Consider the following 24,947-nt stretch of genomic DNA (forward strand, 5'->3'; position numbering starts at 1 on the left):
TCGAATATTCCCGAAACAATTCAAGTAATTGAATTTCTTTTTCGTATTTCTTCGCTGCGATGTTTCAATCTTATTTCATTCATTTTCACTTTGCAAATCCGGTTGTTTTCCCGGAATTCACTCGGTGGAACGAATCCGCCCAGAAAAAATCGAAGCAATTTCTCCAGTCCGCGCTTTGAGCGGCCAAGAATTGCTTCTTATTTGTTGGGGTTTGGCCGCCACTCGGCGGTGGCGACTCAGAAAACAATACACGCCCCTCCGCGGGCGCGCAAATCGCCTGCGGAGGAGCGTGCAAAGTGTGCCGCTATGGGCTAGGGAACCAGTACTTCCACGGTTGCCAGGTTCTTCTTGCCCCTGCGCAGGAGCAGGTACTGGCCATGCAGGAGTTCGGACTCGGAGATCACGGCTTCAGGATCCAGCACCTTCTCGTTGTTCACGTACGCACCGCCCTCGCCAACGGTGCGGCGGGCAGCAGACTTGCTGTCCGAGAGCCCGGAAGCAACCAGCAGGTCAACGATTCCCAGCGCGTCCACCTGCACAGTGGTGGAAGGGAGTTCTGAAGTAGCCGCCTGGAGCGTCTGCTTATCCAGTGCGGACAGGTCGCCGTTCCCAAACAGCGCAGCCGAAGCGGCGATGACCTTTTCGGTAGCCTCCACCCCATGGACCAGGGCCGTGACTTCGAAGGCAAGCTTCCGCTGGCCCTCACGCGCAAACGGGCGCTCGGCCACCGCAGCCGCAATGTCCTCGATCTCGGCGCGGGTCAGGAACGTGAACACCTTGAGCCGGTCCACAACGTCAGCATCGGCGGTGTTGAGCCAGAACTGGTAGAAGGCGTAGGGGCTGCACATGCCGGCGTCGAGCCAGATGGCGTTACCCTCACTCTTTCCGAACTTGGTGCCGTCAGAGTTGGTGATCAACGGCGTTCCCAGGGCGTGGACGCTCTTGCCCTCCACCTTGCGGATCAGCTCCGTGCCGCTGGTCAGATTGCCCCACTGGTCCGAACCGCCGGTCTGCAGCATGCAGCCGTAGTCCCGGAAGAGCTGAAGGTAGTCCATGCCCTGCAGGATCTGGTAACTGAACTCGGTGTAGCTGATGCCTTCATCGGAGTTCAGCCGCGAGGCCACGGCGTCCTTGCGCAGCATGGTGCCAACACGGAAGTGCTTGCCCACCTCACGCAGGAAGTCGATGGCGCTCAGCGGCGCGGTCCAGTCCAGGTTGTTGACCATGCGGGCCGCGTTGGCACCTTCGAAGCTGAGGAACCGGCTCACCTGCGCCTGCAGGTAGCCCACCCACTCGGCCACCGTGTCCTTGGTGTTCAGCGTGCGCTCGGCAGTGGGGCGGGGGTCCCCGATCAGGCCGGTGGAACCGCCTACGAGCCCGAGGGGCTTGTGGCCGGCCAGCTGCAGCCGCCGCATCACGAGCAGCTGGACCAGGTTGCCCAGGTGGAGGCTCGGCGCGGTGGGATCGAAGCCGCAATAGTACGTGACCGGGGCACCGGCGAGGAGCTTTTCCAGCTCTGCCTCGTCAGTGGAGACGTGGACCAGGCCACGCCACTTCAGTTCCTGCCAGATGTTGGCAAAAGTGGGGTCGTTCTGCTGCGTTTCGAGGCTGTTGATTTCTGGCACGCCTTCTAAGTTAGCAGTATTACCGGGCACCGGCGCCTGGGCAGAGGCGCCGGTGCCCGTCCGTCGCGCGGAACAAAAAGCGACGGGACCGAACAGGGAAGGTCAGCGCTTGATTCCGGCCGGCACGGGCTCGGCAGCGATCAGCCGCAGCCGCTGGGTGGCCCGGGTCATGGCCACGTACAGGTCCCCCACTTTGCCATGCTCGTGGTTGAGCATCGTTGCGGGCTCCAGCACCACCACGCCGTCGAACTCCAGGCCCTTGGCTTCACGGGGGCTGATCACCACGATGTCCTGTTCGTAGCTGCCCGCACCGTTACCGATGCGGCGGCCGTATTCGGCGCGCAGGGCGGCAGTGGCTTCCGGCAAAAGGGGACCGTCGGCGATGACGGCCAGCAAGCCGCCGTCGAGCGCGTCCAGCTCCTCCGGCAGGACCTCCACCAGGCGGCTGACCACCTGGCCCGGCTCCACCTCATCAATGACGGGCGACCAGCGCCCTTCCCGCACGGCCTTGGGCGCGGACACCACAAGTCCCGCCGCGTTGGCCATGCGGACCGCAGCCTCGGCAATCTGGGAGGGAGTCCGGTAGTTGACCGTCAGCTCCTCCAGCTGCCAGCGGTCCCCGAACATCGGAGCGAGGGCACCCTGCCATGAGTTGGCGCCGGCCACGGAACTGGTCTGCGCAATGTCCCCCACGATGGTGAAGGACTTCAGGGGGCAGCGGCGGACCAGCAGGCGCCACTGCATCGGCGACAGTTCCTGCGCCTCGTCCACCACAATGTGGCCAAAAGCCCAGGTGCGGTCGCTGGTGGCGCGCTCGGCAGCCGTCAACCGTGCTTCCTGTTCCTGGTTCTGCTCGGCCAGCTCCTCGGCAGACATCAGCGGGTCCACCCCTGCCGCCTCCATGTTGACCAGCGTCTGCTTGGCGTTGGCCAGGTCGCGGGCACGGTCGTGCTCCTGCTGCGCCAGGCCACGGCCGGCTGCCGGGTCCAGCTCACCCAGGAGCTCGGCGGCTTCGTCCAGGAGCGGAACATCGGACTCAGTCCACGGCGCATCGGCCGGGCGCAGCAGCAGCGCCCGCTCAGCCGGACTCATGTCCGGAGTGCAGAACTCAAGCAGCGCCGGCTTGCTGAACAGCTCGGAGATCAGCTTTTCGGGCGTCATGGGCATCCAGCACAGGTTGAGGGCAATGCGCACATCACGGGCAGTGCGGACGTCCTCGGCCAGGTAGGAGCGGTCCGCGTTGTTGCCGATGTTTCCGGCTTCCACCAGATCCGTCATCTGTTCTGTCAGTTCGCGCAGCAGGATCTTGACGAACGTGACGCGGGCCTCGTTGTGCGGCTTGCCGGTGGAACGTGCGCGTTCGCGGGCACGGCGGACCTGGCGCGGGGTCAGCACCAGCTTGCGGCCGTCCACCTCCAGGATCCGGTTCTCCGCCGGGATGCGCTGGCGGTTGGCTACTGCGTTGGCCACCACGGTTGCCATGTCCAGGCGGCCCTTGATAGCGGCCACGTCGGCGTCAGGTTCCGGGACAGCGTTAATCCCGGGCATCAGGCGGCCCAGGCTGGCCATCACCACACCGGTCTCGCCGAGGGAGGGCAGCACCCTTTCGATGTACTTCATGAACGACGACGACGGGCCCACCAGGAGCACGCCGGCAGACTTCAGGCGGTCACGGTGGGTATACAGCAGGTAGGCGGCACGGTGCAGCGCCACAGCGGTCTTGCCGGTGCCGGGGCCGCCCTGGACCACGACGGCGCCGGAGATGGAGGACCGGATGATGCGGTCCTGTTCGGACTGGATGGTGCTGACGATGTCCGACATGCGGCCGGTGCGCTTGGAGTTCAGGGCCGCGAGCAGGGCACCTTCGCCCTGCAGGGACTCGTCGTCGGAGAGCATATCGGCGTCCAGGACGTCATCTTCGATGGCTTTGACTTCGCGGCCCTGCAGGATCAGGTGCCGGCGGCGGCGGACGCCCTGCCGGTCAAAGGCCGTGGCCTGGTAGAAGTGCCCGGCTTCGGGCGCGCGCCAGTCCACCATGAGCCGCTGCAGGTCCTCGGTGGTGAGGCCGATGCGGCCGATGTACTGGGCCTCCCCGGAGTCCAGGTCAAGGCGGCCGAACACCAACCGGTCATCGACCGCATCCAGCTGCGCCAGGCGGTCCTCGTACAAAGCCGCGAACGCGTCACGCTCGGAAACGTTCTGCATGGTGCCCACAGCCCCTGCCCGCCGGACCTGCGCAAGCTGCTTGCGCTTTTCCTCGCGGAGCTCCTCCAGCCGGGCATACAGCCCGGCAACATAGTCCCGTTCGTGGGCCAAATCGGCGTCGAGCATTTAACGTTCCCCTATCGCAAAAGACAGACCGTCCATTCTACAACCATTTCCATTAACGCAGGTGTTGCCTGGCCTGCCTGGGTTTCGCTGCCTTGTACTTGGAAACGGTGGGATCGCCGCTGATCCAGAACCGCCAGGAGTAATCGTCGGAGCCGCCGGCCCCGGAGACCCCCACCCGGGGACCGGCGCTCACGTGCTCAGCGGGATGGTCCGGGAGCACCAGGCCGAACGGCGGCGCCAGTGCGTCCCGGCCGCTGTATGCCGTGGTCAGGCCCAGTGCCTTGGCGAGCCGCGCCGGCCCGCTGGCGAGGTCGGCAGGATTTTTAGAGGTGGCACGGCGCTGCCGGGCGAGTTCCATGCCCTCCACAATCTCCCCGGCGCGCAACAGCAGGGCGGAGGCCACCCCCTCCGGGCCGCACACGATGTTGGTGCAGTGGTGCATCCCATAGGTGAAGTAGACGTACAGGTGCCCGGCCGGGCCGAACATCGGTGCATTCCGGGGAGTGGGGCCGCGGTAGGTGTGCGAACCGGGATCCGGATGCAGGGAATCCTCCGGGCCAAGGTAGGCTTCCACCTCGGTGAGGCGGACGGAGACCCTGCCCTCCCTCGACTCATGGGCCAGGACGGCCCCCAGCAGCCTTGGGGCCAGCTCGCGGGCATCGCCGGAAAGGAACTCCCGGAGCGCTTCCGGATCCGGCGAGGGGCTTGTGCTCATGGCCAGACTCTATCCAAAACCAGCATTGATGCGCGGCGCAACGCAGAAAAGCGGCGTCACGGCCATGTCCGATTTCCGCTAGCTGCCGCCCCGCCAGGCTGGCAGGATGGAGGAATGGATTTCTGGCAGCGCTACCGGGCAATAGATGCCCGGGACACCCGGTTCGACGGACAGTTCTTTACTGCCGTGCGGACCACGGGCATCTATTGCCGCCCGTCGTGTCCGGCCAGGACGCCCAAGGCCGCGAACGTCACCTTCTACGAGACCTCCGCCGCTGCGCACGACGCCGGCTACCGGGCCTGCAAGCGCTGCCTCCCCGAGGCGGTCCCCGGCACCCCGGCCTGGAACGTCCGCCAGGACATCGCCGGCCGGGCCATGCGCCTGATCAACGACGGTGTGGTCAACCGCGACGGCGTGGACGGCCTGGCCGCCAGGCTTGGCTATTCATCACGGCAGCTGAACCGCATCCTCAGCCAGGAGCTCGGCGCCGGTCCCCTCTCGCTGGCCCGGGCAGGACGGGCACAGACAGCACGCACCCTGCTGGTCTCTACGTCCATGAAGTTAGCCGACGTCGCCTTCGCTGCCGGCTTCAGCAGCGTCCGGCAGTTCAACGAAACCATGCTGGAGGTCTTCGACATGACCCCCACCGCCCTCCGCGCCGCCCGGCACCCCAAGGCCGCCGGCGGTTCCACCGCCCTGACCCTCAGCCTTCCCTACCGCCAGCCCTTCGACCCCGGCATCTTTTCGTTCCTGGCTGTGCGCGCCATTCCCGGAATCGAAGCAGGAACAGCGTCCTCCTATGCGCGGACCCTCCGGCTGCCGCAGGGTGACGCCCGCTTCCGGATTGAGTTCGACGACGGCGCCCCCGGGCGGCCGCTGACCCTCACCATCGGCGCGGTAGACCTTCGCGACCTGCCGGCACTGCTCAGCCGCGTCCGGCGGCTGCTCGACCTGGACGCCGATCCGGTAGCGATCGACAGTGCCCTGGCAGCGGACTGCCGGCTCTCCGCCTCAGTGGCAGCCGCGCCGGGCGTCAGGATGCCCGGCGCGCTGGACCCGGCCGAAATGCTCGTCCGGGCGATGATCGGGCAGCAGATCACCGTCGCGGCGGCGCGGACGGCACTCACCCAACTGGCCGCCGTCGGACGTTCCAGCCAAAGCCCCGGCGACGGCTTGGAGCGTATGTTTCCCACGCCGGCTGAAATCGCAGCTGACGGCCATGCCCTCCTGCGGGGCCCCAGGAAACGCGCGGATTCCCTCCGTGCGGCCGCCGCCGCCCTCGCGGAGGGCACCCTGGATTTCGGCTATGGCGACGACGTAGCCAGCCTGGGTGCGAAGTTGCTGCCGCTGGCCGGGGTGGGACCATGGACGGTCGGGTACCTCGCGATGCGGGTCCTCGGCGCCCCGGACATCTTCCTTGCCAACGACGCTGCGGTGCGGAACGGGGTCAAGGCGCTGTACCAAATGGATGCAGCAGCCGGCGGCCGTGGCACCGACAGCCCCGACTTCCGCGAAGTCAGTCCCTGGCGCTCGTACGCCACCATGCACTTGTGGCGGGCAGCAGCCCACGCCGCAGCCGAATCCCGCCGGGGCGGCACTACGAAGTTTGCAGGTGCAGCCACCGGAACAGCAGAGAAAGCGAAACCATGAAGGCCCAGTTGCTTCAGATGTCCACACCGGACGGCCCGTTCACCATCCTGGCCCGGGACGGGGCGGTCCTTTCCAGCGGGTGGACCGACAAGCCCGGCGACCTAACCGGACAGATTCATCCGTCCCTGCGCCCGGCCACCATTGAACTGGTCACCGGCCTTGGCGATATCTCCGCAGCTGTGGAGGCGTTCTACGCGGGGGACCCAGGGCCGGCAATGCACGTGCCCGTGCTGCAGAAGTCTGGTCCGTTCCGTGCCCATGCCTGGGACGTACTGCGCCTCGTGCAGCCGGGATCTCCGGTGACGTACACCGAGTACGCCGGGCTGGCCGGCAACCCTAAAGCCGTCCGGGCGGCCGCCAGTGCTTGCGCGTTTAATGCCGCAGCGTTGTTTGTTCCCTGCCACCGCGTCATCCGGACAGACGGTTCGCTGGGCGGTTTCCGGTGGGGACTGCCCATCAAGGAGAGCCTCCTGGCCCGCGAGGCTGCCTGACTGCTACTTGGTGGGGGTTCCCGCTGGCCATGGCAGGAGTTCGGGCAGGTCCACACCGTCAGCCGCTGCGGAGGCGCGCAGGCTCCCCAAGGTAGGTTCGCGGCCGGCCAGCCAGGCTGCGATGTCCGTGATCATGCCGCTGACCACGATGGACCGGTTTCCGCTGCCGATGCTCACCGGCGGGAGGCCGAGCGGCTGCAGCACCAGCTTGTCCTCGGCCGGGACGCGGGCTGCGAGGAAGTCGAACAGGTGCTCGCAGAAAGGCCGGCTCCACGTTTCCGGCCCCCTGCCCGTCTCCAGGTCCGCGTTGTGGATGACGAGTTCGCGCCACAGCGCGAGGCCGCCGTCAAGGACCACTCCCCCGCGGTACGAGATGGGTGCCCACCAGCCCGTCCCGTGAGCGGACGAGTCCTTGACGCCGGGCAGCACATCAAATGCCCGCAGGACCCGGTCCAACGCCGCAGCAAGGTCGGCACGGTGGGTAGCGGCGTCATGGCCGGCCGCCATATCGATCGCCTTGTTCCGGCCCGCCATGCCGCCGTCGTACAGCTCAATGGTTTCGCCGCGCGCGGCGTACTCAAGCTGCCGGGCCATCGCGTTGGAGATCCCGGCCAGGTGGGCCAGGACGTGGCCTCTCGTCCACCCGGGAAGCGCGGAAGGCGACTCGATGTCCGCGTCACTGAGTTTGGCAACATCGACGGCGACATTGTCGGCAGCCTGATGGAGTGCGGCGAGCAGGAGTTCAGGTTCGGGAGCTGTCATGGCGCTCATCCTAACCGGCAAGGGCGCCGTCCGGGCCCAGGCGGTGCCGCACGTGCTGGCCGTCGTTGCTGGCCTGCCAAAACTCGATTTCCGCGGGCCGCAGGGCGTAGAGCTGCCAGTTCGGGTTTTCACTGCCGTCGGCCCGCGGCCGCTCCGCCCAGTCCCGGGCCGAGGCCTCGGCAGACAGTTCCACCACGGGCCCTGCCACCCGGACCTGCCGGCCCAGCAAGGCCCAGTAGAAGTTCATGGCGGCGCTGGATTCCGCTGCGAGCTCCCGGCCCTTCCGGGACGTGCGGGACGTGGCGAAGTGCCAGCCGTCGTCGTCGATGTTCTTCAAGATCAGCATCCGGGAGGACGGCTGGTGCGCGACGGCGGCACCAGTGCCGATGGTGGCGAGGCTGAATGCGTGCGGCTGCTGCTCCCCCGCGGCCAGCGCCTCATCCAGCCATTGTTTGAACAGTTCTGTGGGGTTCCTGCGGCGCCTTATCCGGATCGAAGCCAGGAAGCTCGGCCGGGAAGTCGGGAAGGGTGCGAAGGAACTTGCGGAACGTTTCGCTCATGAAGCCAGCCTAGCGGCGGGTCCCCGCCCCATTAACCCGCAACGCTCTCTCAGTTAATGCGCGAATTTCGGCTACGCTCTCTCACTTTCTTAGGGAAAGTGAGAGAGCGATGGCCCAAAAGGCGCATCAAGTGAGAGAGCGTTGGGTTGTTACTTTGCGTACTCCCGCACGCCGTCGAGTTCGGCTTCCAGCGCGGCCAGCTGGCGTTCGACGGCGGCCGGTGCCGTTCCGCCCTGGGAGTTGCGGCTGTTCAGCGAACCCTCCGTGGACAGGACCGTGCGGACCTCCGGCGTGAGGTGCTCCGAGATGGCGGCGTACTCCTCGTCGGTCAGGTCCCACAGCTCCACGCCGCGGGATTCGGCCTGCTTGACCGCCGCTCCGGAGAGTTCGTGCGCCTCGCGGAACGGGACGCCCTGGCGGACCAGCCACTCAGCGATGTCGGTAGCAAGGGCGAAGCCCTGCGGTGCCAGCGATTCCATCCGCTCGGTGTTGAACGTCAGGGTAGCGATCATGCCGGAGACCGCCGGGAGCAGGAGCTCGAGGGTGTCGGCGGCGTCGAACACCGGCTCCTTGTCCTCCTGCAGGTCGCGGTTGTATGCCAGCGGCAGGCCCTTGAGCGTGGCCAGGAGCCCGGTCAGGTTGCCGATCAGGCGTCCTGCCTTGCCCCGGGCCAGCTCCGCCACGTCCGGGTTCTTCTTCTGCGGCATGATTGACGATCCCGTGGAGTAGGAATCGTGCAGCGTCACAAAGGAGAACTCCTTGGTGGCCCAGAGGATGACTTCCTCCGAGATCCGGGACAGGTCCACGCCGATCATGGAGCAAACCCAGGCGAACTCGGCGAAAACATCGCGGGATGCGGTGCCGTCAATAGAGTTGTGGGCCGCGGAGTAGAAACCGAGATCCGCAGCTACCGCCTCCGGGTCTAGTCCCAGCGAGGAGCCCGCCAGGGCCCCTGAGCCGTAGGGCGAGACGCCGGCGCGCTTGTCCCAGTCCTGAAGCCGCTGCACATCGCGCAGCAGTGCCCAGGCGTGGGCCAGCAAATGGTGGCTGAGCAGGACCGGCTGGGCGTGCTGCAGGTGGGTCCGGCCGGGCATGGCCACGCCGTGGTGGGCCTTGGCCTGCTCCACCAGCGCGTCCACCGTGGCCAGGACACCGCGGGCGATGATCCGGGCGTGGTCACGCAGGAACATCCGGCCCAGCGTGGCCACCTGGTCGTTGCGGGAACGGCCGGCACGGAGCTTGCCGCCCAACTGGGTCCCGGCACGCTCGATCAGGCCGCGCTCCAGCGAACCGTGCACGTCCTCATCGGACTCCGCGGGCACATAGGCGCCCGAGGCTACGTCCTCATCCAGCCGGGTGAGGGCCGCTAGCATGCCCTCCAGCTCGGCGTCGTCCAGCAGGCCGGCCTTGTGCAGCACCCGGGCATGGGCCTTGGACCCGGCGATGTCGTAACGCGCGAGGCGCCAGTCAAAGTGCGTGGACTTGCTCAGCGCCGCCAGGGCGTCGGCGGGGCCGCCGGCGAACCGGCCGCCCCACAGTGCGCCGGTGTTCGTAGTGCTGGTCACTGACCTGCGACCCGGATGTCGCGGCCGGAGGCAACCTTGGCGGACATGCCCCACAGCTCGATGAAGCCGCGGGCCATGGACTGGTCGAAGGTGTCGCCGGTGTCGTAGGTGGCCAGGGAGAAGTCGTACAGCGAGGTGTCGGAGCGGCGGCCGTTGACGATGGCCTGGCCGCCGTGGAGCACCATGCGGATGTCGCCGGAGACGTACTTCTGGGTGTCGTCGATGAAGGCGTCCAGGGAACGCTTGAGCGGCGAGAACCACTGGCCGTCGTAGACCAGCTCGGCCCAGCGCTGGCCAACGGTGGCCTTGAAGCGGGCCTGCTCGCGCTCGATGGTGATGTCCTCGAGGTGCTTGTGAGCGGTGATCAGCGCCATAGCGCCGGGTGCTTCATAGATCTCGCGGGACTTGATGCCCACCAGGCGGTCCTCGACGACGTCGATCCGGCCCACGCCCTGGGCGCCGGCGCGGCGGTTGAGTTCCTTGATGGCCTGCAGCGGGGTGACCTTCACGCCGTCGATCGCTACCGGGATGCCGGCCTCGAAGGAGATGGTGACCTCATCCGGTGCCGGCGGGAACTCCGGGGTGGCGGTGTAGTCGTAAATGTCCTTGGTGGGGGCGTTCCAGATGTCCTCGAGGTAGCCGGTTTCCACCGCGCGGCCCCAGACGTTCTGGTCGATGGAGTACGGGTTCTTCTTGGTGGTCTCGATGGGCAGGCCCTTTTCCTCGGCGAAGGCGATGGCCTTGTCGCGGGTGAGGGCGAGGTCGCGGACCGGTGCGATGCACTTCAGGTCCGGTCCGAGGGTCTGGATGCCCACTTCGAAGCGGACCTGGTCGTTGCCCTTGCCAGTGCAGCCGTGCGCAACGGTGGTGGCGCCGAATTCGCGGGCGGCCTTCACCAGGTGCTTGACGATGACCGGGCGGGAGATGGCGGACACCAGCGGGTAGTGGCCCTGGTAGAGGGCGTTCGCCTTCAGGGTGGGCATGGCGTATTCGTTGGCGAATTCGTCGGAGGCGTCGGCCACGTAGGCTTCGACGGCGCCGCAGCCCAGGGCACGCTGGCGGATGGTCTCCAGGGACTCGCCGCCCTGTCCAACGTCAACCGCCACGGCGATAACCTCGGCTCCGGTGGCTTCACCGATCCAGCCGATGGCTACTGAGGTGTCCAGGCCGCCGGAGTAGGCCAGCACGATGCGTTCAGTCACTTCAAATGCTCCTTGTGGTTGGGGATTGCAGATATTGTCTTCAAGCTTATTGCCCGGCCTCTTCGGCCAGTTGCAGGAACCTGGCGGCGAGGTCCTGGCCGCCGTTGGGGTCCCGGGAAACCAGCAGCACGGTGTCGTCCCCGGCGATCGTTCCCAGGATGGACGGCATGACCGAGTGGTCGATGGCCAGGGCCAGGAAATTGGCGGCTCCGGGCGGGGTGCGGAGCACGGCGATGTTGGCCGAGGCTTCCGCGGTGACCAGGAGTTCGCTGCAGAGCCGGGCCAGCCGGGCGTCCAGGATTTCCTGGCTCACCCCGCTTTTGGCGGCCCGCTCGCCCCCCTCGCCGGGGACGGCGTACACCAGCACGCCTTCCTTGCCGCGGACCCGGACGGCGCCGAGTTCCACGAGGTCGCGGGACAGGGTGGCCTGGGTGACCTGCACGCCGTCGTCCGCCAGGAGTGCCGCCAGCTCCGCCTGGGACCGCACCGATTGACCCGTCAGGATGGCCGTGATGCGGGCCTGGCGGGCTGTTTTGGTCGCCGGGCTGGAGCCCTGCGAGGCCGGTTGGGCTGACACTAGAACGTGCTCTCCCCGGTACCTTCAACGGGAGAGAGGCCCTCGACGAAGGCGAGGCCGGACCGGTGCATCAGCCAGGCCATCAGGGCCTTCTGGGCGTGGAGCCGGTTTTCGGCTTCATCCCAGACGATGGACTGCGGGCCGTCGATGACGCCGGCGGAAATTTCATAGCCGCGGTAGGCGGGCAGGCAGTGAAGCACGACGGCGTCTTCCGCGGCCTGTGCCATGGCCACCTCGTCGACGGAGTACTCGCGGAAGAGCTGCAGCCGCGCCTCCTTTTCGGCTTCCTGGCCCATGGATACCCACGTGTCTGTTGCGACGACGTCGGCACCCTTCAGCGCTGCGGCGGCGTCCGTGGTGATGAGCACCGAACCGCCGGTCTGGGCGGCGCGCTCCTCGGCTTCGGCCACCACGTCATCTGCCGGAAGGTATCCTTCGGGACCGGCGATGCGGACGTGCATGCCCGCCGTGACCCCGGCCAGCAGGTAGGAGTTGGCCATGTTGTTGGCGGCGTCGCCCAGGTAGCTCATGGTGAGGCCCTTGAGTTCACCCTTGTGCTCCTTGACGGCCAGCAGGTCCGCGAGCAGCTGGCAGGGGTGGTAGTCATCGCACAGGGCGTTGATGACCGGCACCCTGGAGTTTTCGGCCATCGCCACCAGCCCGGCATGCGGGCCGGTCCGCCACACGATGGTGGACACCATCCGCTCCAGGACCTTCGCGGTGTCCTCCACAGACTCCTTGTGGCCGATCTGGGCTTCGCCCGGGTTGATGATGAGGGCGTTGCCGCCCATGTCCGCAATGCCCGTGGCGAACGAGACCCGGGTCCGGGTGGAGGTCTTGTCGAAGATCACGGCAACGGTCTTGCGGCCGCTTCCCCCCGCGGCGAAGGGCTGGACGCTGTACGGATCCGCCTTCATGCGGACGGCGAGGTCCAGGACCTCCGCCTGCTCGGCGGGGCTGAGGTCCGTGTCCTTGAGGAAATGCCGGGTGGTGCCGGTGGCTGTTGTCACTGGGCGTCCTTAGCTGCTTGGAGGATGGCCGGGAAGGCGGCGAGGAAGGAGTCTGCCTGCGCTGTGGTGAGGACCAGCGGTGGCGCCAGGCGGATGGTGCGGGGCCCGGGGCTGTTGACGATGAAGCCGGCGTCAAGGCCTGCCTGCACCACGGCCGGGGCCACGTCCGCGTCCAGGTCGAAGCCGATGAGCAGGCCTTCGCCCCTTACTTCGGTGACGCCCGGGATGGCTGCCAGTGCGGAACGCAGGTGCTCCCCCACCGCCGCCACGTTGGCCAGGACATCCTGGCTCTCGATGGCGTGCAGGGTGGCCAGGGCAGCCGCCGTGGCCACGGGGTTGCCTCCGAAGGTGGTGCCGTGCTGGCCCGCGCTCAACAACGACGACGTCCCGTCACCAAACGTGACCAAAGCACCGATCGGGAAGCCGCCGCCCAGGCCCTTTGCCAGGGTGATGGCGTCCGGCATGATCCCGGCGTCCTCACTGGCCAGCCATTTGCCTGTACGGCCGATGCCGGTCTGCACCTCGTCGAGGATGAGCAGCGTTCCGGCGCGGGCCGTCAACTCGCGCGCAGCCTGCAGGTATCCGGGTGGCAGGGGACGGACCCCGGCCTCGCCCTGGATGGGCTCCAGGAAGACTGCGGCCACGGTCTCGTCCACGGCCGCTTTGAGTGCCTCGACGTCCCCGAAAGGGATGTGCACCACACCGCCGGGCAGCGGCTCGAACGGCGCGCGGTAGGCCTCTTTTGCCGTCAGCGCCAGGGCGCCCATGGTCCGGCCGTGGAAGGCGCCTTCGAGGGCGATGATCTTGGTCCGTTTAGTCTCCCCGCCGCCCGTGTTGCGGCGGGCCAGTTTGAAGGCGGCCTCGTTGGCTTCGGTGCCGGAGTTGGTGAAGAACACCTTGGAACCAGCGGGGGCATCGGTAATGCCCAGCAGCTTTTCGGCCAGCGCGATCTGGGTGGGGCTGGTGAAGAAGTTGGAGACGTGGCCCAGGGTGGCCAGCTGGCTGGAAATAACCGACGTGACGAAGGGGTTGGCGTGGCCCAGCGCGTTGACGGCGATGCCTCCGAGCAGGTCGAGGTACTCCTTGCCGTCGGCGTCCCAGACCAGGCAACCGGCGCCGCGGACCAGGACGCGCTGCGGCGTCCCGAACACGCCCATCAGCGAGGTGGAGTAGCGGGCCAGCCACTCGGATCCTGCATGGCCGGTGGTTTCCACGAGCTCTGCCACCGGGGTCCGGTGATCGAGGTTTTCCGTGGTGTTCATGCGTTCATCTCCTCGTCCGGGACTACCTGGGTGCCGATTCCGGCCGTCGTGAATGTTTCAAGAAGCATGGAGTGGGGCAGGCGCCCGTCCACGATATGGGCGCGTTCCACTCCCTCGTCAATGGCCTTGAGGCAGGCGGCCATCTTGGGGATCATGCCCGATTCGAGTTTGGGCAGCATGTCCCGTAGTTCCGAGGCCGTCAGTGAGGAAATCAGCGAGGACTTGTCCGGCCAGTTGGCGTACAGGCCTTCGACGTCGGTGAGGATGACCAGCTTTGAGGCGCCCAGCGCCGAGGCGACGGCCGCCGCCGCAGTGTCCGCGTTTACGTTGAGGACCTGGCCGGTGGGCTGGAAGCGGGCCGTACCGGCCACGCCGTCTCCGCCGTCCACGATCTCGGGCGCGACGGTGGAGATCACCGGGATGCGGCCGGCCTCGAGGATGTCCACGATGCCTGCCGGATCGACGCCGACGACCTCACCCACCAGCCCGAGGTCCACTTCTTCGCCGTCCACCACGGTCCCGGTCCGCACAGCGCGCAGCAGGCCGCCGTCTTCCCCGGACATGCCCACGGCGTAGGGGCCGTGGGAGTTGATCAGGCCCACCAGTTCGCGTCCCACCTGGCCGGTGAGGACCATCCGGACCACATCCATCGCTTCAGGGGTGGTGACGCGCAGGCCGCCCTTGAACTCGGATTCAATGCCCAGCCGGCCCAGCATGGAGTTGATCTGCGGGCCACCGCCGTGGACCACCACCGGGTGGATGCCCACGTGGTGGAGGAACACGATGTCTTCGGCGAAGGCGCGGCGGAGCTCGTCGTTGACCATGGCGTTGCCACCGTACTTGACCACCATGATGGAACCGGCGAACCGCTGGATCCAGGGCAGCGCTTCGATCAGGGTGGCTGCCTTGTCCTGGGCATCGGACATGCTGGTGGTTTCACGCGTCTGGGTGTTCATGCTGTCACTTTCCGCAACGGTTTTTCCGGGGGCGCGGCTCCTAGCTGGAGTAGGCGCTGTTCTCGTGCACGTAGTCATGGGTGAGGTCGTTCGTCCAGATAGTGGCCTCGGCGTCGCCTGCCTGCAGGTCGATTTCCACGAGCACTTCGCGGGGCTCCAGGTCCACCAGGGCACGGTCATCACCGATGCTGCCGTTGCGGCAGATCTGGATCCCGTTCATGGAGACGTTGAGCTGGTCCGGTTCGAAGGCGGCGTCCGTGGTGCCGACGGCGGAGAGCACCCGACCCCAGTTGGGGTCCTTGCCGAAGATGGCAGCCTTGAAAAGGTTCGACCGGGCCACGGACCGGCTGACGGTTTCGGCGTCGGCCTCACTGGCGGCATTGAAGGTACGGATGGCGATGTCGTGGCTTGCACCCTCGGCATCACCGATGAGCTTGCGGGCAAGCTCGGCGCACACCTGCGTGAGGCCGGCGCCGAAGGCCTCTGCGGAGGGAACGGCGCCGGAGGCACCGGAGGACAGGAGCACCACGGTGTCGTTGGTGGACATGCAGCCGTCGGAGTCCGCGCGGTCGAAGGTGACGCGCGTGGCATCGCGCAGGACGACGTCGAGCATTTCCTGCTCCACGACGGCGTCCGTAGTGAGGACCACCAGCATTGTGGCCAGGCCGGGAGCGAGCATGCCGGCGCCCTTGGCAATCCCGCCGATGCTGAATTCCTGGCCGTCTGCGTCGGTGCCGATGAACAGCGCGGACTTGGGCACCGAGTCGGTGGTCATGATGGCGTTGGCAGCATCAGGTCCGCCGTCGGTGCTGAGGGCCTTGGCGGCTGCCTCCACGCCGGGAAGGACTTTGTCCATGGGCAACTGCTCGCCGATCAGGCCGGTGGAGCAGACGAACACATCGGTGGCCGAGAGACCCAGCACTTCGGCCACCTTTTCGGCCGTGCTGTGGGTGTTCTGGAAGCCGGTGGGCCCGGTGCAGGCGTTGGCGCCGCCGGAGTTGAGGACCACGGCGTCCACCCGGCCGTCCGAGACCACCTGGCGGGACCAGTGGACCGGGGCGGCAGCCACGCGGTTGCTGGTGAAGACCGCGGCGGCAGCTTTGGCAGGACCGTCGTTGACCACCAGGGCAAGGTCCGGGTTGCCGGAGGCTTTCAGTCCGGCGGTTACGCCGGCTGCCCGGAATCCCTGAGGTGCGGTAATGGTCACGGGGCTACTCCCTGGAAGTTGAGGCCGGCGGTTTCTGCGAGGCCGAGTGCGATGTTCATGGACTGGACGGCGCCGCCGGCGGTCCCTTTGGTGAGGTTGTCAATGACGCAGGTGATTATGACCCGGCCGGTGTGCGCGTCGAAGGCAAGCTGCATGGCTGCGTGGTTGGACCCCTGGACGGCTTTGGTGGCAGGCCACTGACCTTCGGGCAGGACATGCACAAACGGTTCGTCGTCGTAGGCGTCGGTCCACGCCTGGCGCAGCTGTTCGGCGGTGGTGCCCGGTTTTACCCTGGCGGTGGCCGTGGTGAGGATCCCGCGGCTCATCGGCGCCAGGGTGGGCGTGAAGGAGACCGTGACCTGCTCCCCTGCCGCGTTGGACAGGCCCTGTTCGATTTCGGGCGTATGCCGGTGTCCGCCGCCCACACCGTAGGGGCTCATGGACCCCATGACTTCGGAGCCGATCAGGTTCACTTTTGCTGCCTTGCCCGCGCCGGAGGTGCCGGAGGCGGAAACGATCACGACGTCGTCGGGCTCCAGGAGGTGCGCGGCGAACCCTGGCATCAGTGCCAGCAGGGCCGACGTCGGGTAGCAGCCGGGGACCGCGATGCGGTTGGCCCCCTTGAGGGCTTCACGCTGTCCGGGCAGTTCCGGCAGGCCGTAGGGCCAGGTTCCGGCATGGGCTGAACCGTAGAACTTTTCCCACGCTGCCGGATCCTCCAGGCGGTGGTCGGCGCCGGCGTCGATCACCACTGTCCCTTCCGGCAGTTGGGCAGCTATCTCGGCGGAGGCGCCGTGCGGCAGGGCGAGGAAGACCACGTCGTGGCCGGAGAGGTTATCCACTGTGGTGTCCTCCAGGATGCGGCTGGACAATCCGTGCAGGTGGGGCTGCAGCTCGCCGAGGCGCGAACCGGCGTTGCTGTGCGCTGTGATCGCTCCGATGGTCACATCCGGGTGGCCCGCGAGGAGGCGGAGCACCTCTCCCCCGGCGTAGCCGCTGGCGCCTGAGACTGCAACAGAAATAGTCATGCTCCCACCTTACAGCAAAAGTATTCACTAGGCCCGATATTTATGCACGCGCGAGCCGCGGAGCAGGCGGGCTCCGCGAAAAGACTCTTTAGGATGGTTCCGGCAGCCGGGGCTGGAAAGGCCGGACCCGGGGAAGGAGAGCCATGACGCATGCAATCGTCGCACGCCAGGCAGGCGGCCCGGAAGTCCTTGAGTATGCGGATGTGGACCGGCCGATTCCGGGCCCGGGCCAACTGCTGGTCAAGGTGGCCGCAGCGGGAGTGAACTTCATCGACACCTACAAGCGCAGCGGTGTATACAAGGTTCCGTATCCCTTCACCCCGGGTTCCGAGGCGGCCGGAACGGTTGAGGAGGTGGGTGAGGGGGTTACAGCCTTTGTTTCCGGCGACCGTGTTGCCACCGCCGAAGGCCATGACTGCTACGCCGGTTATGCGCTGGTGGACGCTGACAAAGCGCTGCCCGTTCCCGACGGGCTCGATGATTTCACCGCTGCGGCCCTTCCGCTGCAGGGCCTGACGGCGCATTACCTGATCAACTCCACCTTCAAGGTAGAGGCCGGCCATAACGTCCTGCTGCACGCCGGCGCCGGTGGTGTGGGCCTCCTGCTGATCCAGCTCCTGAAGGCAAAGGGCGCCCGGGTCCTCACCACCGTATCCACCGACGAGAAGGAACAGCTTGCGCGTGAGGCCGGGGCGGACCACGTCCTGCGCTACGAAGGCTTTCCGCACCATGTGCGCGAGCTGACCAACGGAAAGGGTGTGGACGTGGTGTATGACGGCGTTGGCCGCGACACTTTTGACGGTTCCCTCAGCTCGCTGCGTGTCCGCGGCATGCTGGCCCTCTTTGGTGCGGCGTCCGGCCCTGTACCGCCGGTGGATCCGCAACGCCTCAACGCCGGCGGTTCGCTGTTCCTGACCAGGCCAACCATGGGCCACTACCTGCGGGACGAGGCGGAACGGCGCTGGCGTTCGGACGAGATCTTCGCCGCGGCAGCCGGCGGAAGTTTGAAGGTCCGGATCGGCGCACGCTACCCGCTGTCCCAGGCGGGCCAGGCGCACCGCGATCTTGAGGGCCGGAAGACCACCGGCAAGGTCCTCCTGGTTCCTTAGCCATGTTTTAGCGACTCAACGACAGAAGTCCCCGCAACCACGGTTGCTGGGACTTCTGTCGTTGAGGGTTGCCTGCGCTTAGCGCTGCACTGCGCCGAACCGCTCGGCGGCCAGGGCAACGGCGCTTTCACGGGCTGCCGATGCCTCGTCCGCGGTCAGGGTGCGGTCGTCGGCCCGGAACCGGAGGCCGAAGGCCAGCGATTTTTTGCCGTCCTCGATCCCCTTGCCGGCGTAGACGTCAAAGAGTGCAACGTCTTCCAGGAGTTCGCCGGCGCCTTCGCGGAGGGCCGCCAGTACCTCATCGGCCGGGATGTCCGCAGGAACTACAAGCGCCACGTCCTGGGTGGCCACCGGGAACGCTGAGATGTGGCGGGCCACAATGACGTCCGGGGCAGCGTCGAACAGCGCATCGGCGTTGAGTTCGAGCGCCACCGAACGCGCGGGCATGTCCGAGGCGGCCAGCAGCTTGGGGTGCAGCTCGCCGGCGTAACCCACCACTTCGCCGGTGCGCAACGAGAAGCGGGCCGTACGGCCGGGGTGGAACGCCTGGTGGCTGCCCTGGCTGACTACCAGCTCCACGCCCAGGACGTCGCCGGCGAGCCGGGCGATATCCAGGGCATCAGCCCAGTCCCACAGACGCGGGGCGTGCGCGGCGGCGGCCGGCGAATCATGCCCGGTGAGGACCACGGCGAGATGGAACGGCTGGGCGGGGACGCCGTCGTAGAGCGCATCCAGCACCTCATCGGAGGGCTTGGCGCCCAGCGGCGGGATCGATTCGGTACCCATCTTCCCGGCGGGCAGGAACACCAGGCCGGACTCGAAGAGCGCCAGATCGCGGAAGCCGCGCGAGTGGTTCCGCTTGGCCACTTCGATGAGCCCGGGCAGGATGGAGGTCCGCAGGAAGCCCTGCTCCTCGCTGATCGGGTTGGCCAGCTTGACCGCCGCCCGGCCCGCCCCCTGTTCGGCCACGCCGAAGGTTTCGTTCGCAGCCTTGGACACGAAGGGGTAGGACAGGACCTCGGTGAGGCCCGCGTCGGCCAGTGCCTGGATGAGGCGACGGCGCTGCTGCTGCACGCGGGTCAGGCCGCGGCCGGGAGGTGCCACGGGCAGCGTGGCGGGAATCTTGTCGTAGCCGACCAGGCGGGCGATCTCCTCGGAGAGGTCCTCCTTGGTCTCCAGGTCGTGCCGCCAGCTGGGGGCAGTGACGCTCCAGCCGCCGTCGTTCTTTGCCACGGCCGCGCCCAGGTCCTCGAGGGAGGTGACGATCTGCTCTTCGGTGAAGTCGATGCCGATCCGGGCGGCAGCAAATTCCGCGGGGAGATCGATGGTCACGGTGTCCGGGGCGGTTCCGACGTCGGTTCCGGCCTCGTCTGCCGTGCCGCCTGCCAGCTCCACGAGCAGGTCCACCACGCGCTGCGCGGCGATGCCGGCCACCTGCCAGTCAACGCCGCGCTCGAAGCGCTTGGACGCTTCGGACGGCAGCTTATGGCGGCGGCGGGAACGGGAGATGGACACCTCGTCGAAGTGTGCAGCTTCCACCAGGATGTTCGACGTCGTGCCCCCCACCTCGGTGGCCGCGCCACCCATCACGCCGGCGATGCCGATGGCGCCGGAGTCGTCGGTGATCAGCAGGTCCTCGGGGTCAAGGGTGCGTACCTTGTCATCGAGGGTGGTGATCTTCTCGCCGGCCGCGGCACGGCGCACCACGATGTCTCCGGAGAGCTTGTCCAGGTCGTAGCAGTGCGTGGGCTGGCCAAGTTCGAGCATCACGTAGTTGGAGATGTCCACGGGCAGCGAGATGGAGCGGATGCCGGCCAGCCGGAGCCGGGACACCATCCACTGCGGGGTGGGCCTGGTGGCGTCCACACCGCGGACGGTCCGGGCCACGAAGCGGTCGCAGCCCGGCTTGCCGTAGATGGGCGCGTCGTCGTTGAGCTTGACGCCGTAGCCGCCGGAGAGCTCCGCGGGAGCGGTTACGGCGGACGCGGGATCGGTGAAGGTGGTGCCGGTGGCGTGCGCGTACTCGCGGGCCACGCCGCGGATGGAGAAGGCGTAGCCGCGGTCCGGGGTGACGTTGATTTCGGCGGCTTCATCGTAGAGGCCCAGAAGCTCCATGGCGTCGGTGCCGATTTCGGGGTCCAGCCCGATGCGGGACAGCACCAGGATGCCGTCGTGGTCCTCGCCGATGCCCAGTTCGCGGACGGAGGCGATCATCCCGGCGGAAAGGTGGCCGTAGGTCTTGCGCGCGGAGATATGGAAGTCGCCCGGCAGCACGGCGCCCGGCAGCGTGACCACCACTTTGTCGCCCTCAACGAAGTTGTGGGCGCCGCAGATGATGCCCTGCACGCCGGAGGGGTCGATGCCCTTGCCGGTGAGCGTCTGCTCCTGCCCTTCTGGAACAACGCGGACCTGGCACCAGTTGATGGTTTTGCCGTTGGTCTGCGGTTCCTTGACCAGGCTCAGGACCTGGCCCACCACGATGGGACCCTTCAGGGTGTCCGTGGGGCGGTGGACGTCTTCTTCTTCAAAGCCCACTTTGACCAGTTCGGCCATCACGTCTTCGGCCGTTGCTCCGGCCGGTACCTCCGCGAATTCACGCAGCCAGGAAATTGGGATACGCACTGTTAGATCTCCATCCCGAAGTGCTCGCTGAAACGTACATCGCCTTCGATCATGTCGCGCATGTCGCCGACTTCGTTGCGGAACATCAGGGTCCGCTCGATGCCCATGCCGAAGGCAAAACCTGAATAGATGTCGGGGTCGATGCCCGCGGCGCGGAGCACGTTGGGGTTGACCATGCCGCAGCCGCCCCACTCGATCCAGCGCGGTCCGCCCTTGGCTCCGGGGTGGAAGATGTCCAGCTCGGCGGAGGGCTCGGTGAACGGGAAGTAGTTCGGACGCAGCCGGATCTGGGCTTCGTCACCGAACATCTGCCGCGCGAAGTGCTCAAGGGTGCCGCGCAGGTCCGCCATGCTGAGCTTTTTGTCGATGGCCAGGCCCTCGAACTGGTGGAACACGGGAGTGTGCGTGGCATCGAGTTCGTCGGTGCGGAACACCTTGCCCGGGCACAGCACATAGATGGGCAGCTCGCGTTCCAGCATGGAGCGGACCTGCACCGGGGACGTGTGCGTGCGCATCAGCAGGTGGGCCTCGGGCGGCTCCACAAAGAAGGTGTCCTGCATTTCACGGGCCGGGTGGTCGGGCTTGAAGTTCAGCGCATCGAAGTTGAACCACTCAGATTCGACTTCGGGCCCCTCGGCGATTTCCCAGCCCATGCCCACGAAGATGTCCGCGACGCGGTCCTGCAGGGTGGACAGGGGGTGGCGGGCACCGGCCCGACGACGGCGGGGCGCGGCAGTGACGTCAACGGTCTCTTCGAGGAGGATCCGGGCGTCGTTTTCGGCTTCCAGCTCTGCCGTGCGGTCCGCGAGCGCCTTATTAACCCGGCCGCGCGAGGCGCCCATAAGCTTTCCGGCGATGGCCTTCTGGTCCTTGGGCAGCTTTCCGATTTCACGGTTGGCCAGGCTGAGCGGCGACTTTTCACCCGTGTGGGCGAGCCTCACCGCCTTCAGCTCGTCAAGGGTGGCCGCGCCGGCGATGGCGGCGGTGGCCTGGTCTACAGCGGCAGTGATGGCGGCTTCATCCGTGGGGTTCGGGATGGCGGCGCCCGGCAAAGTTTCAGTCATCTACTGTTCTTAGCTACGAGTCGTGGCTGCCGGCGGGCATTTCCGGTTTCCCGGCAGCGCTTCCGCTGGCAGGTCATGGATGAATGCACTCAATTTCAGTTCATTCAATGACCAGGTCAGGGCACACCGGAAAATCCGGCTGCCACTGCCCTCCAGTCTAATTGAACCGTCCGGCTACCATGGCCTCATGACACCACGGAAGCCTTCGGAGCTTCGGCGGCCGCTGACAGCTCCACAGGTTGTGCGGGTGGTTGCGAACGCCGTCAACGGCAGCACCGTCCTGGGTCTCGCCGTGGCCGCCGCAGCGGGGACAGAGCTCCGCCGGGGCCCGCGGGGGCTCATCATCGCCGGCGGGTACCGGTGGCGCCTGCCGTTTGCCTGCGCCTTCACCCTGGGGAATGTGGTCTTGTGCCGCTGCACCGGTGAGGATCTGCTGTCCCGGCCGGGGCTGTTGGAGCACGAGGAAAAACACTGTTCCCAATACGCGTGGTGCCTTGGCGTCCCCTTCCTCCCGCTCTACTTTCTTGCCGCCGGGTGGTCCCTGCTTCGCACCGGGAATCCGGGGACGGGCAACATTTTCGAACGGCAGGCAGGCCTCGTGGCCGGTGGGTACCCCGCGCACAGTGCTCGGCGGCCCCGCCCCCGGCATCTTCGCCGGCCCCGTACGCCGGGACCTGCCGGAACGGAGACATGACCCATGCCGGGCGAAGCCAACCATAACGCCGACAAGACCGGCTCCGGGGAGGCGGGCAACGCCGTCGGGCTGGCCACGGATAAGCCCGACGGCGGTGCTGCCGCCGGCACTGTCAGCGTCACCGGAACCGGTACGGCCGAAGCTGCCCCTGACCTGATGGTGGTATCCATCGGGGTGGAATGCCGTGCCGATTCGGTGGCCGCGGCCTGGGCGCGGGCAGGCACCAGTTCCGACGCCGTTGCGTCAACGTTCCGCCGCCACGGTGTTGCGGACGAGGACATCAGGACCACCGGGCTCAACGTCCGGGCAGACCTCGTGTGGCGGGAAGGCGAAGGCCAGTCTGTCACCGGATATGTCGCCGCCAGCAGCCTCACTGTCAGGTTGCGGACTCCCGGGTCCGTCTCGGCAGCGGTTTCCGAGGCCGTGGAGGCCGGCGGGAACGACGTCCGGCTTAACGGCCTTGACCTGACGTTCGTGGACGACGCCGAGGTCCGGGCACGTGCGCGGGATGCCGCCTGGGAGGACGCGCTCCGTTCGGCCGGGCAGTTTGCCCGCCTCGCCTCCAGCCGGCTGGGCCGGGTCCTTTCCATCACGGACACGGTGGCGCCGCAACCTCCGGCGCCCCTCCCCCGGATGCAGCGCGCCGCCTCGGTGGAAGCGCTCGGCGTGGAAGCCGGCGAAACAGCAGTCAGCGTTGCCATCAGAGTGGTTTGGGAGCTTGAGTACTAGTTCGGTGGGCAGTCCGGGCAGCCGGCCGGGGTGCTTGACTTAAGTTCGAACATACATTCGAATAGAGCTCATGAGATGGGATGCCCAAGCACTGATGCCGCCGCCGGCACAAGCAGCCGCGGGTAGTGCCGCTCCTGCCCTTCTTCCCCTGGCCGGGCTGGTCCGGTCAATCACCACGCCGGACTTTGCCGGTATCACCTTCCATGAGGTCACCGCCAAATCGGTGCTCAACAAGGTTCCGGCAGGCTCGCGCATGCCGTTCGAATGGACCATCAACCCTTACCGGGGTTGCAGCCACGCGTGCGTGTACTGCTTTGCCAGGAAAACCCACACCTACCTCGATTTCGATGCCGGGCGTGACTTCGACAGCCAGGTGGTGGTGAAAGTCAACGCGGCGGAGGTCCTCCGGAAGGAACTGGCCCGGCCGTCCTGGGGCCGCCACCAGGTGGCACTGGGCACCAACACCGATCCGTACCAGCGTGCCGAGGGGCGGTACCAGCTGATGCCCGGGATCATTACCGCCCTGGCCGAATCCGGCACTCCGCTTTCCATCCTGACTAAAGGAACCTTGCTGGCCAGGGACATTCCGCTGCTGAAGAGCGCCGCCACCCAAGTGCCGGTGGGCCTGGGCATCTCACTCGCCATGACCAACGAAGCATTGCAGGAAGCCATCGAGCCGGGCACCCCGGGGCCCCGGGCGCGGCTCAAGCTGGTCTCCCGGCTGCGCGAGGCCGGTCTCCCCTGCGGAGTCATGGCCATGCCCATCCTGCCCTGGCTCACTGACAGTGACGAAGCCCTGGATTCCCTGTTTTCCTCCCTGGCCGCCGCGGGGGCCACCGGCGTGACAGCGGGCGCCCTGTACCTGAAGCCGGGCGGCACCAGGGAGTGGTTTATGAAGTGGCTCGCAGCCAATCATCCAGGGCTGGCGGGCCGCTATGGCCGGCTCTATGGCTCAGGCTCCTACGCTTCCAAGGAGTACCGGGCCTGGCTGGCCGGCCGGGTCCGTTATTTCAAGGCCCGGTATGGTTTCTCCGATTCGTCGGGCTTCAGCCACCGGGACCTCGACGATCCCCGCGGCGAAGAAGCGGAGTACCCGGCGGGCATCATCCCGGCCCGCGTGCCCACAGCCGCAGCCGGCCCTGCAGGGCCGGCAACCCAAGCGACACTGTTCTAGAGACCACGGACAGGAAACCTCAAGCTTCAGAACCGGCGTGTTCCAGGCATACGGGTTTCAATTTCGCGGCGTTTCAGCGCTTACCGGCTGCGGGCACATTGAGCGCCGCCAACAGCTCGTGGACTATCGGGAAGTCGGCCGGAATCCAGGGCAGGCCAAGAACTTCATCCTGGTCAGCCAGCGACACCCACCGAAGTTCATCGTGGTCCTCGAGGGGCCGCGGTTCGCCCTGCACGATTTCTGCAAACCAGACACGCATGCTGGCCCGGTCATTCAAACGCCATCCGCTGGGGGCATCTGCAGGAAGTTCAGCGCCGAGGCGCACCCCGATCCCCAGCTCCTCGCCCAGTTCCCGGCCGAGCGCCGCCTCAGGCTCTTCGCCCGGCTCCACCTTGCCGCCCGGGAACTCCCACAGGCCGGCCAGCTTCTCAGGAGCACTGCGGCGGGCCACGAGCAGCATGGAAGGTTCCGCAAGGCGGTCCACTACGGCTCCGCCCACTACCTGTATCAGTCCAGTCACCCGCCCCATTCTATGGGGGACAATGGGAAGGCCCGGGCACTCCGTCCGCTGTCCAGGGAATACCCGCACCGTCCCGGGGGTTCCCGCAGTGGCC

Annotated in this window: 22 protein-coding genes and 1 pseudogene; 7 read left to right on the forward strand and 16 right to left on the reverse strand. The window is 67.0% G+C overall.

The window, feature by feature from the left end; translation table 11 throughout:
- Nucleotides 1–315, forward strand: a 315-nt coding sequence (locus ARTSIC4J27_RS23245) for a hypothetical protein (protein ID WP_235436665.1), incomplete at its 5' end; no start/stop codon positions are given.
- Here the strand turns inward: ARTSIC4J27_RS23245 and tyrS are convergent.
- The 3 genes from tyrS to ARTSIC4J27_RS12985 form a co-directional block, all read right to left on the reverse strand.
- A complete protein-coding gene (gene tyrS / locus ARTSIC4J27_RS12975; RefSeq protein WP_050055624.1) occupies nt 312–1,625 on the reverse strand; it encodes a tyrosine--tRNA ligase in 1,314 nt (437 codons plus the stop codon). The two genes, ARTSIC4J27_RS23245 and tyrS, sit on opposite strands and share 4 nt — an antisense overlap.
- A 102-nt stretch (nt 1,626–1,727) precedes the next feature.
- Nucleotides 1,728–3,956 (reverse strand): HelD family protein, encoded by a 2,229-nt coding sequence (locus ARTSIC4J27_RS12980; RefSeq protein WP_050055625.1) that lies wholly within the window; start codon nt 3,954–3,956, stop codon nt 1,728–1,730.
- A 52-nt stretch (nt 3,957–4,008) separates the two neighbouring features.
- A complete protein-coding gene (locus ARTSIC4J27_RS12985) occupies nt 4,009–4,671 on the reverse strand; it encodes a DNA-3-methyladenine glycosylase (protein ID WP_050055626.1) in 663 nt (220 codons plus the stop codon).
- Nucleotides 4,672–4,785: 114 nt separating this feature from the next.
- On the opposite strand from ARTSIC4J27_RS12985, the gene ARTSIC4J27_RS12990 reads away from it, so the two are divergent.
- On the forward strand, nt 4,786–6,321 hold the full coding sequence (locus tag ARTSIC4J27_RS12990) for a DNA-3-methyladenine glycosylase 2 family protein (RefSeq protein WP_050055627.1): 1,536 nt from the start codon (nt 4,786–4,788) through the stop codon (nt 6,319–6,321).
- On the forward strand, nt 6,318–6,812 hold the full coding sequence (locus ARTSIC4J27_RS12995; protein WP_050055628.1) for a methylated-DNA--[protein]-cysteine S-methyltransferase: 495 nt from the start codon (nt 6,318–6,320) through the stop codon (nt 6,810–6,812). The genes ARTSIC4J27_RS12990 and ARTSIC4J27_RS12995 overlap by 4 nt, the downstream gene beginning before the upstream one ends.
- A gap of 3 nt (nt 6,813–6,815) precedes the next feature.
- On the opposite strand, the gene ARTSIC4J27_RS13000 is transcribed toward ARTSIC4J27_RS12995, so the two are convergent.
- The 10 genes and pseudogenes from ARTSIC4J27_RS13000 to argC form a co-directional block, all read right to left on the reverse strand.
- Nucleotides 6,816–7,574: a maleylpyruvate isomerase family mycothiol-dependent enzyme gene (locus tag ARTSIC4J27_RS13000; RefSeq protein ID WP_050055629.1), complete on the reverse strand. Its 759-nt coding sequence runs from the start codon at nt 7,572–7,574 to the stop codon at nt 6,816–6,818.
- Between the two features lie 10 nt (nt 7,575–7,584).
- Nucleotides 7,585–8,134, reverse strand: a pseudogene (locus ARTSIC4J27_RS13005) (pyridoxine/pyridoxamine 5'-phosphate oxidase).
- 149 nt (nt 8,135–8,283) lie between these two features.
- Nucleotides 8,284–9,699, reverse strand: coding sequence for an argininosuccinate lyase (gene argH, locus ARTSIC4J27_RS13010; protein ID WP_152683872.1), 1,416 nt, complete (start codon nt 9,697–9,699; stop codon nt 8,284–8,286).
- Nucleotides 9,696–10,901, reverse strand: coding sequence for an argininosuccinate synthase (locus ARTSIC4J27_RS13015; protein ID WP_050055631.1), 1,206 nt, complete (start codon nt 10,899–10,901; stop codon nt 9,696–9,698). Before ARTSIC4J27_RS13015 ends, argH begins: the two co-directional genes overlap by 4 nt.
- Before the next feature lie 46 nt (nt 10,902–10,947).
- Complete coding sequence (locus ARTSIC4J27_RS13020) at nt 10,948–11,478, reverse strand: arginine repressor (RefSeq protein WP_050055632.1); 531 nt, start codon at nt 11,476–11,478, stop codon at nt 10,948–10,950.
- Nucleotides 11,478–12,488, reverse strand: coding sequence for an ornithine carbamoyltransferase (gene argF, locus ARTSIC4J27_RS13025; protein ID WP_050055633.1), 1,011 nt, complete (start codon nt 12,486–12,488; stop codon nt 11,478–11,480). The genes ARTSIC4J27_RS13020 and argF overlap by 1 nt, the downstream gene beginning before the upstream one ends.
- Nucleotides 12,485–13,750: an acetylornithine transaminase gene (locus ARTSIC4J27_RS13030; RefSeq protein WP_050055634.1), complete on the reverse strand. Its 1,266-nt coding sequence runs from the start codon at nt 13,748–13,750 to the stop codon at nt 12,485–12,487. Before ARTSIC4J27_RS13030 ends, argF begins: the two co-directional genes overlap by 4 nt.
- A complete protein-coding gene (gene argB / locus ARTSIC4J27_RS13035) occupies nt 13,747–14,706 on the reverse strand; it encodes an acetylglutamate kinase (protein ID WP_050055635.1) in 960 nt (319 codons plus the stop codon). Before argB ends, ARTSIC4J27_RS13030 begins: the two co-directional genes overlap by 4 nt.
- Before the next feature lie 40 nt (nt 14,707–14,746).
- Entirely contained in the window at nt 14,747–15,913 is a 1,167-nt protein-coding gene (argJ, locus tag ARTSIC4J27_RS13040) for a bifunctional glutamate N-acetyltransferase/amino-acid acetyltransferase ArgJ (RefSeq protein WP_050055636.1), read from the reverse strand.
- Nucleotides 15,910–16,941, reverse strand: a complete 1,032-nt coding sequence (gene argC, locus ARTSIC4J27_RS13045) for an N-acetyl-gamma-glutamyl-phosphate reductase (protein ID WP_050055637.1) — start codon at nt 16,939–16,941, stop codon at nt 15,910–15,912. Before argC ends, argJ begins: the two co-directional genes overlap by 4 nt.
- Before the next feature lie 143 nt (nt 16,942–17,084).
- Between argC and ARTSIC4J27_RS13050 the strand changes: the two genes are divergently transcribed.
- Entirely contained in the window at nt 17,085–18,050 is a 966-nt protein-coding gene (locus tag ARTSIC4J27_RS13050) for a quinone oxidoreductase family protein (RefSeq protein ID WP_050055638.1), read from the forward strand.
- 78 nt (nt 18,051–18,128) lie between these two features.
- Here the strand turns inward: ARTSIC4J27_RS13050 and pheT are convergent, their stop codons facing one another.
- Complete coding sequence (pheT, locus tag ARTSIC4J27_RS13055) at nt 18,129–20,672, reverse strand: phenylalanine--tRNA ligase subunit beta (RefSeq protein WP_050055639.1); 2,544 nt, start codon at nt 20,670–20,672, stop codon at nt 18,129–18,131.
- A gap of 2 nt (nt 20,673–20,674) precedes the next feature.
- Nucleotides 20,675–21,736, reverse strand: a complete 1,062-nt coding sequence (gene pheS / locus ARTSIC4J27_RS13060; RefSeq protein ID WP_050055640.1) for a phenylalanine--tRNA ligase subunit alpha — start codon at nt 21,734–21,736, stop codon at nt 20,675–20,677.
- 187 nt (nt 21,737–21,923) lie between these two features.
- On the opposite strand from pheS, the gene ARTSIC4J27_RS13065 reads away from it, so the two are divergent.
- From ARTSIC4J27_RS13065 to ARTSIC4J27_RS13075, 3 genes are all read left to right on the forward strand, one after another.
- Nucleotides 21,924–22,430 (forward strand): hypothetical protein, encoded by a 507-nt coding sequence (locus tag ARTSIC4J27_RS13065; RefSeq protein ID WP_152683873.1) that lies wholly within the window; start codon nt 21,924–21,926, stop codon nt 22,428–22,430.
- Nucleotides 22,431–22,433: 3 nt separating this feature from the next.
- Nucleotides 22,434–23,159 (forward strand): SIMPL domain-containing protein, encoded by a 726-nt coding sequence (locus tag ARTSIC4J27_RS13070; RefSeq protein ID WP_083435450.1) that lies wholly within the window; start codon nt 22,434–22,436, stop codon nt 23,157–23,159.
- A 70-nt stretch (nt 23,160–23,229) separates the two neighbouring features.
- Nucleotides 23,230–24,333, forward strand: coding sequence for an Rv2578c family radical SAM protein (locus ARTSIC4J27_RS13075; protein ID WP_050055641.1), 1,104 nt, complete (start codon nt 23,230–23,232; stop codon nt 24,331–24,333).
- 73 nt (nt 24,334–24,406) lie between these two features.
- Here ARTSIC4J27_RS13075 and ARTSIC4J27_RS13080 read toward each other — a convergent pair whose 3' ends face one another.
- A complete protein-coding gene (locus tag ARTSIC4J27_RS13080) occupies nt 24,407–24,853 on the reverse strand; it encodes a (deoxy)nucleoside triphosphate pyrophosphohydrolase (RefSeq protein ID WP_050055678.1) in 447 nt (148 codons plus the stop codon).
- Between the last annotated feature and the right edge of the window lie 94 nt (nt 24,854–24,947).

The organism is Pseudarthrobacter siccitolerans, from assembly GCF_001046895.1.
Lineage (GTDB): Bacteria > Actinomycetota > Actinomycetes > Actinomycetales > Micrococcaceae > Arthrobacter > Arthrobacter siccitolerans.

Bases quoted from the DNA above. Each gene is read 5' to 3' on its own strand.
- ARTSIC4J27_RS12980 (WP_050055625.1), bottom strand. From the start codon at position 3,956: ATGCTCGACGCCGATTTGGCCCACGAACGGGACTATGTTGCCGGGCTG.
- ARTSIC4J27_RS12985 (WP_050055626.1), bottom strand. From the start codon at position 4,671: ATGAGCACAAGCCCCTCGCCGGATCCGGAAGCGCTCCGGGAGTTCCTT.
- ARTSIC4J27_RS12990 (WP_050055627.1), top strand. From the start codon at position 4,786: ATGGATTTCTGGCAGCGCTACCGGGCAATAGATGCCCGGGACACCCGG.
- ARTSIC4J27_RS12995 (WP_050055628.1), top strand. From the start codon at position 6,318: ATGAAGGCCCAGTTGCTTCAGATGTCCACACCGGACGGCCCGTTCACC.
- ARTSIC4J27_RS13000 (WP_050055629.1), bottom strand. From the start codon at position 7,574: ATGACAGCTCCCGAACCTGAACTCCTGCTCGCCGCACTCCATCAGGCT.
- ARTSIC4J27_RS13030 (WP_050055634.1), bottom strand. From the start codon at position 13,750: ATGAACACCACGGAAAACCTCGATCACCGGACCCCGGTGGCAGAGCTC.
- argB (WP_050055635.1), bottom strand. From the start codon at position 14,706: ATGAACACCCAGACGCGTGAAACCACCAGCATGTCCGATGCCCAGGAC.
- argC (WP_050055637.1), bottom strand. From the start codon at position 16,941: ATGACTATTTCTGTTGCAGTCTCAGGCGCCAGCGGCTACGCCGGGGGA.
- ARTSIC4J27_RS13050 (WP_050055638.1), top strand. From the start codon at position 17,085: ATGACGCATGCAATCGTCGCACGCCAGGCAGGCGGCCCGGAAGTCCTT.
- pheS (WP_050055640.1), bottom strand. From the start codon at position 21,736: ATGACTGAAACTTTGCCGGGCGCCGCCATCCCGAACCCCACGGATGAA.
- ARTSIC4J27_RS13065 (WP_152683873.1), top strand. From the start codon at position 21,924: ATGACACCACGGAAGCCTTCGGAGCTTCGGCGGCCGCTGACAGCTCCA.
- ARTSIC4J27_RS13070 (WP_083435450.1), top strand. From the start codon at position 22,434: ATGCCGGGCGAAGCCAACCATAACGCCGACAAGACCGGCTCCGGGGAG.
- ARTSIC4J27_RS13075 (WP_050055641.1), top strand. From the start codon at position 23,230: ATGAGATGGGATGCCCAAGCACTGATGCCGCCGCCGGCACAAGCAGCC.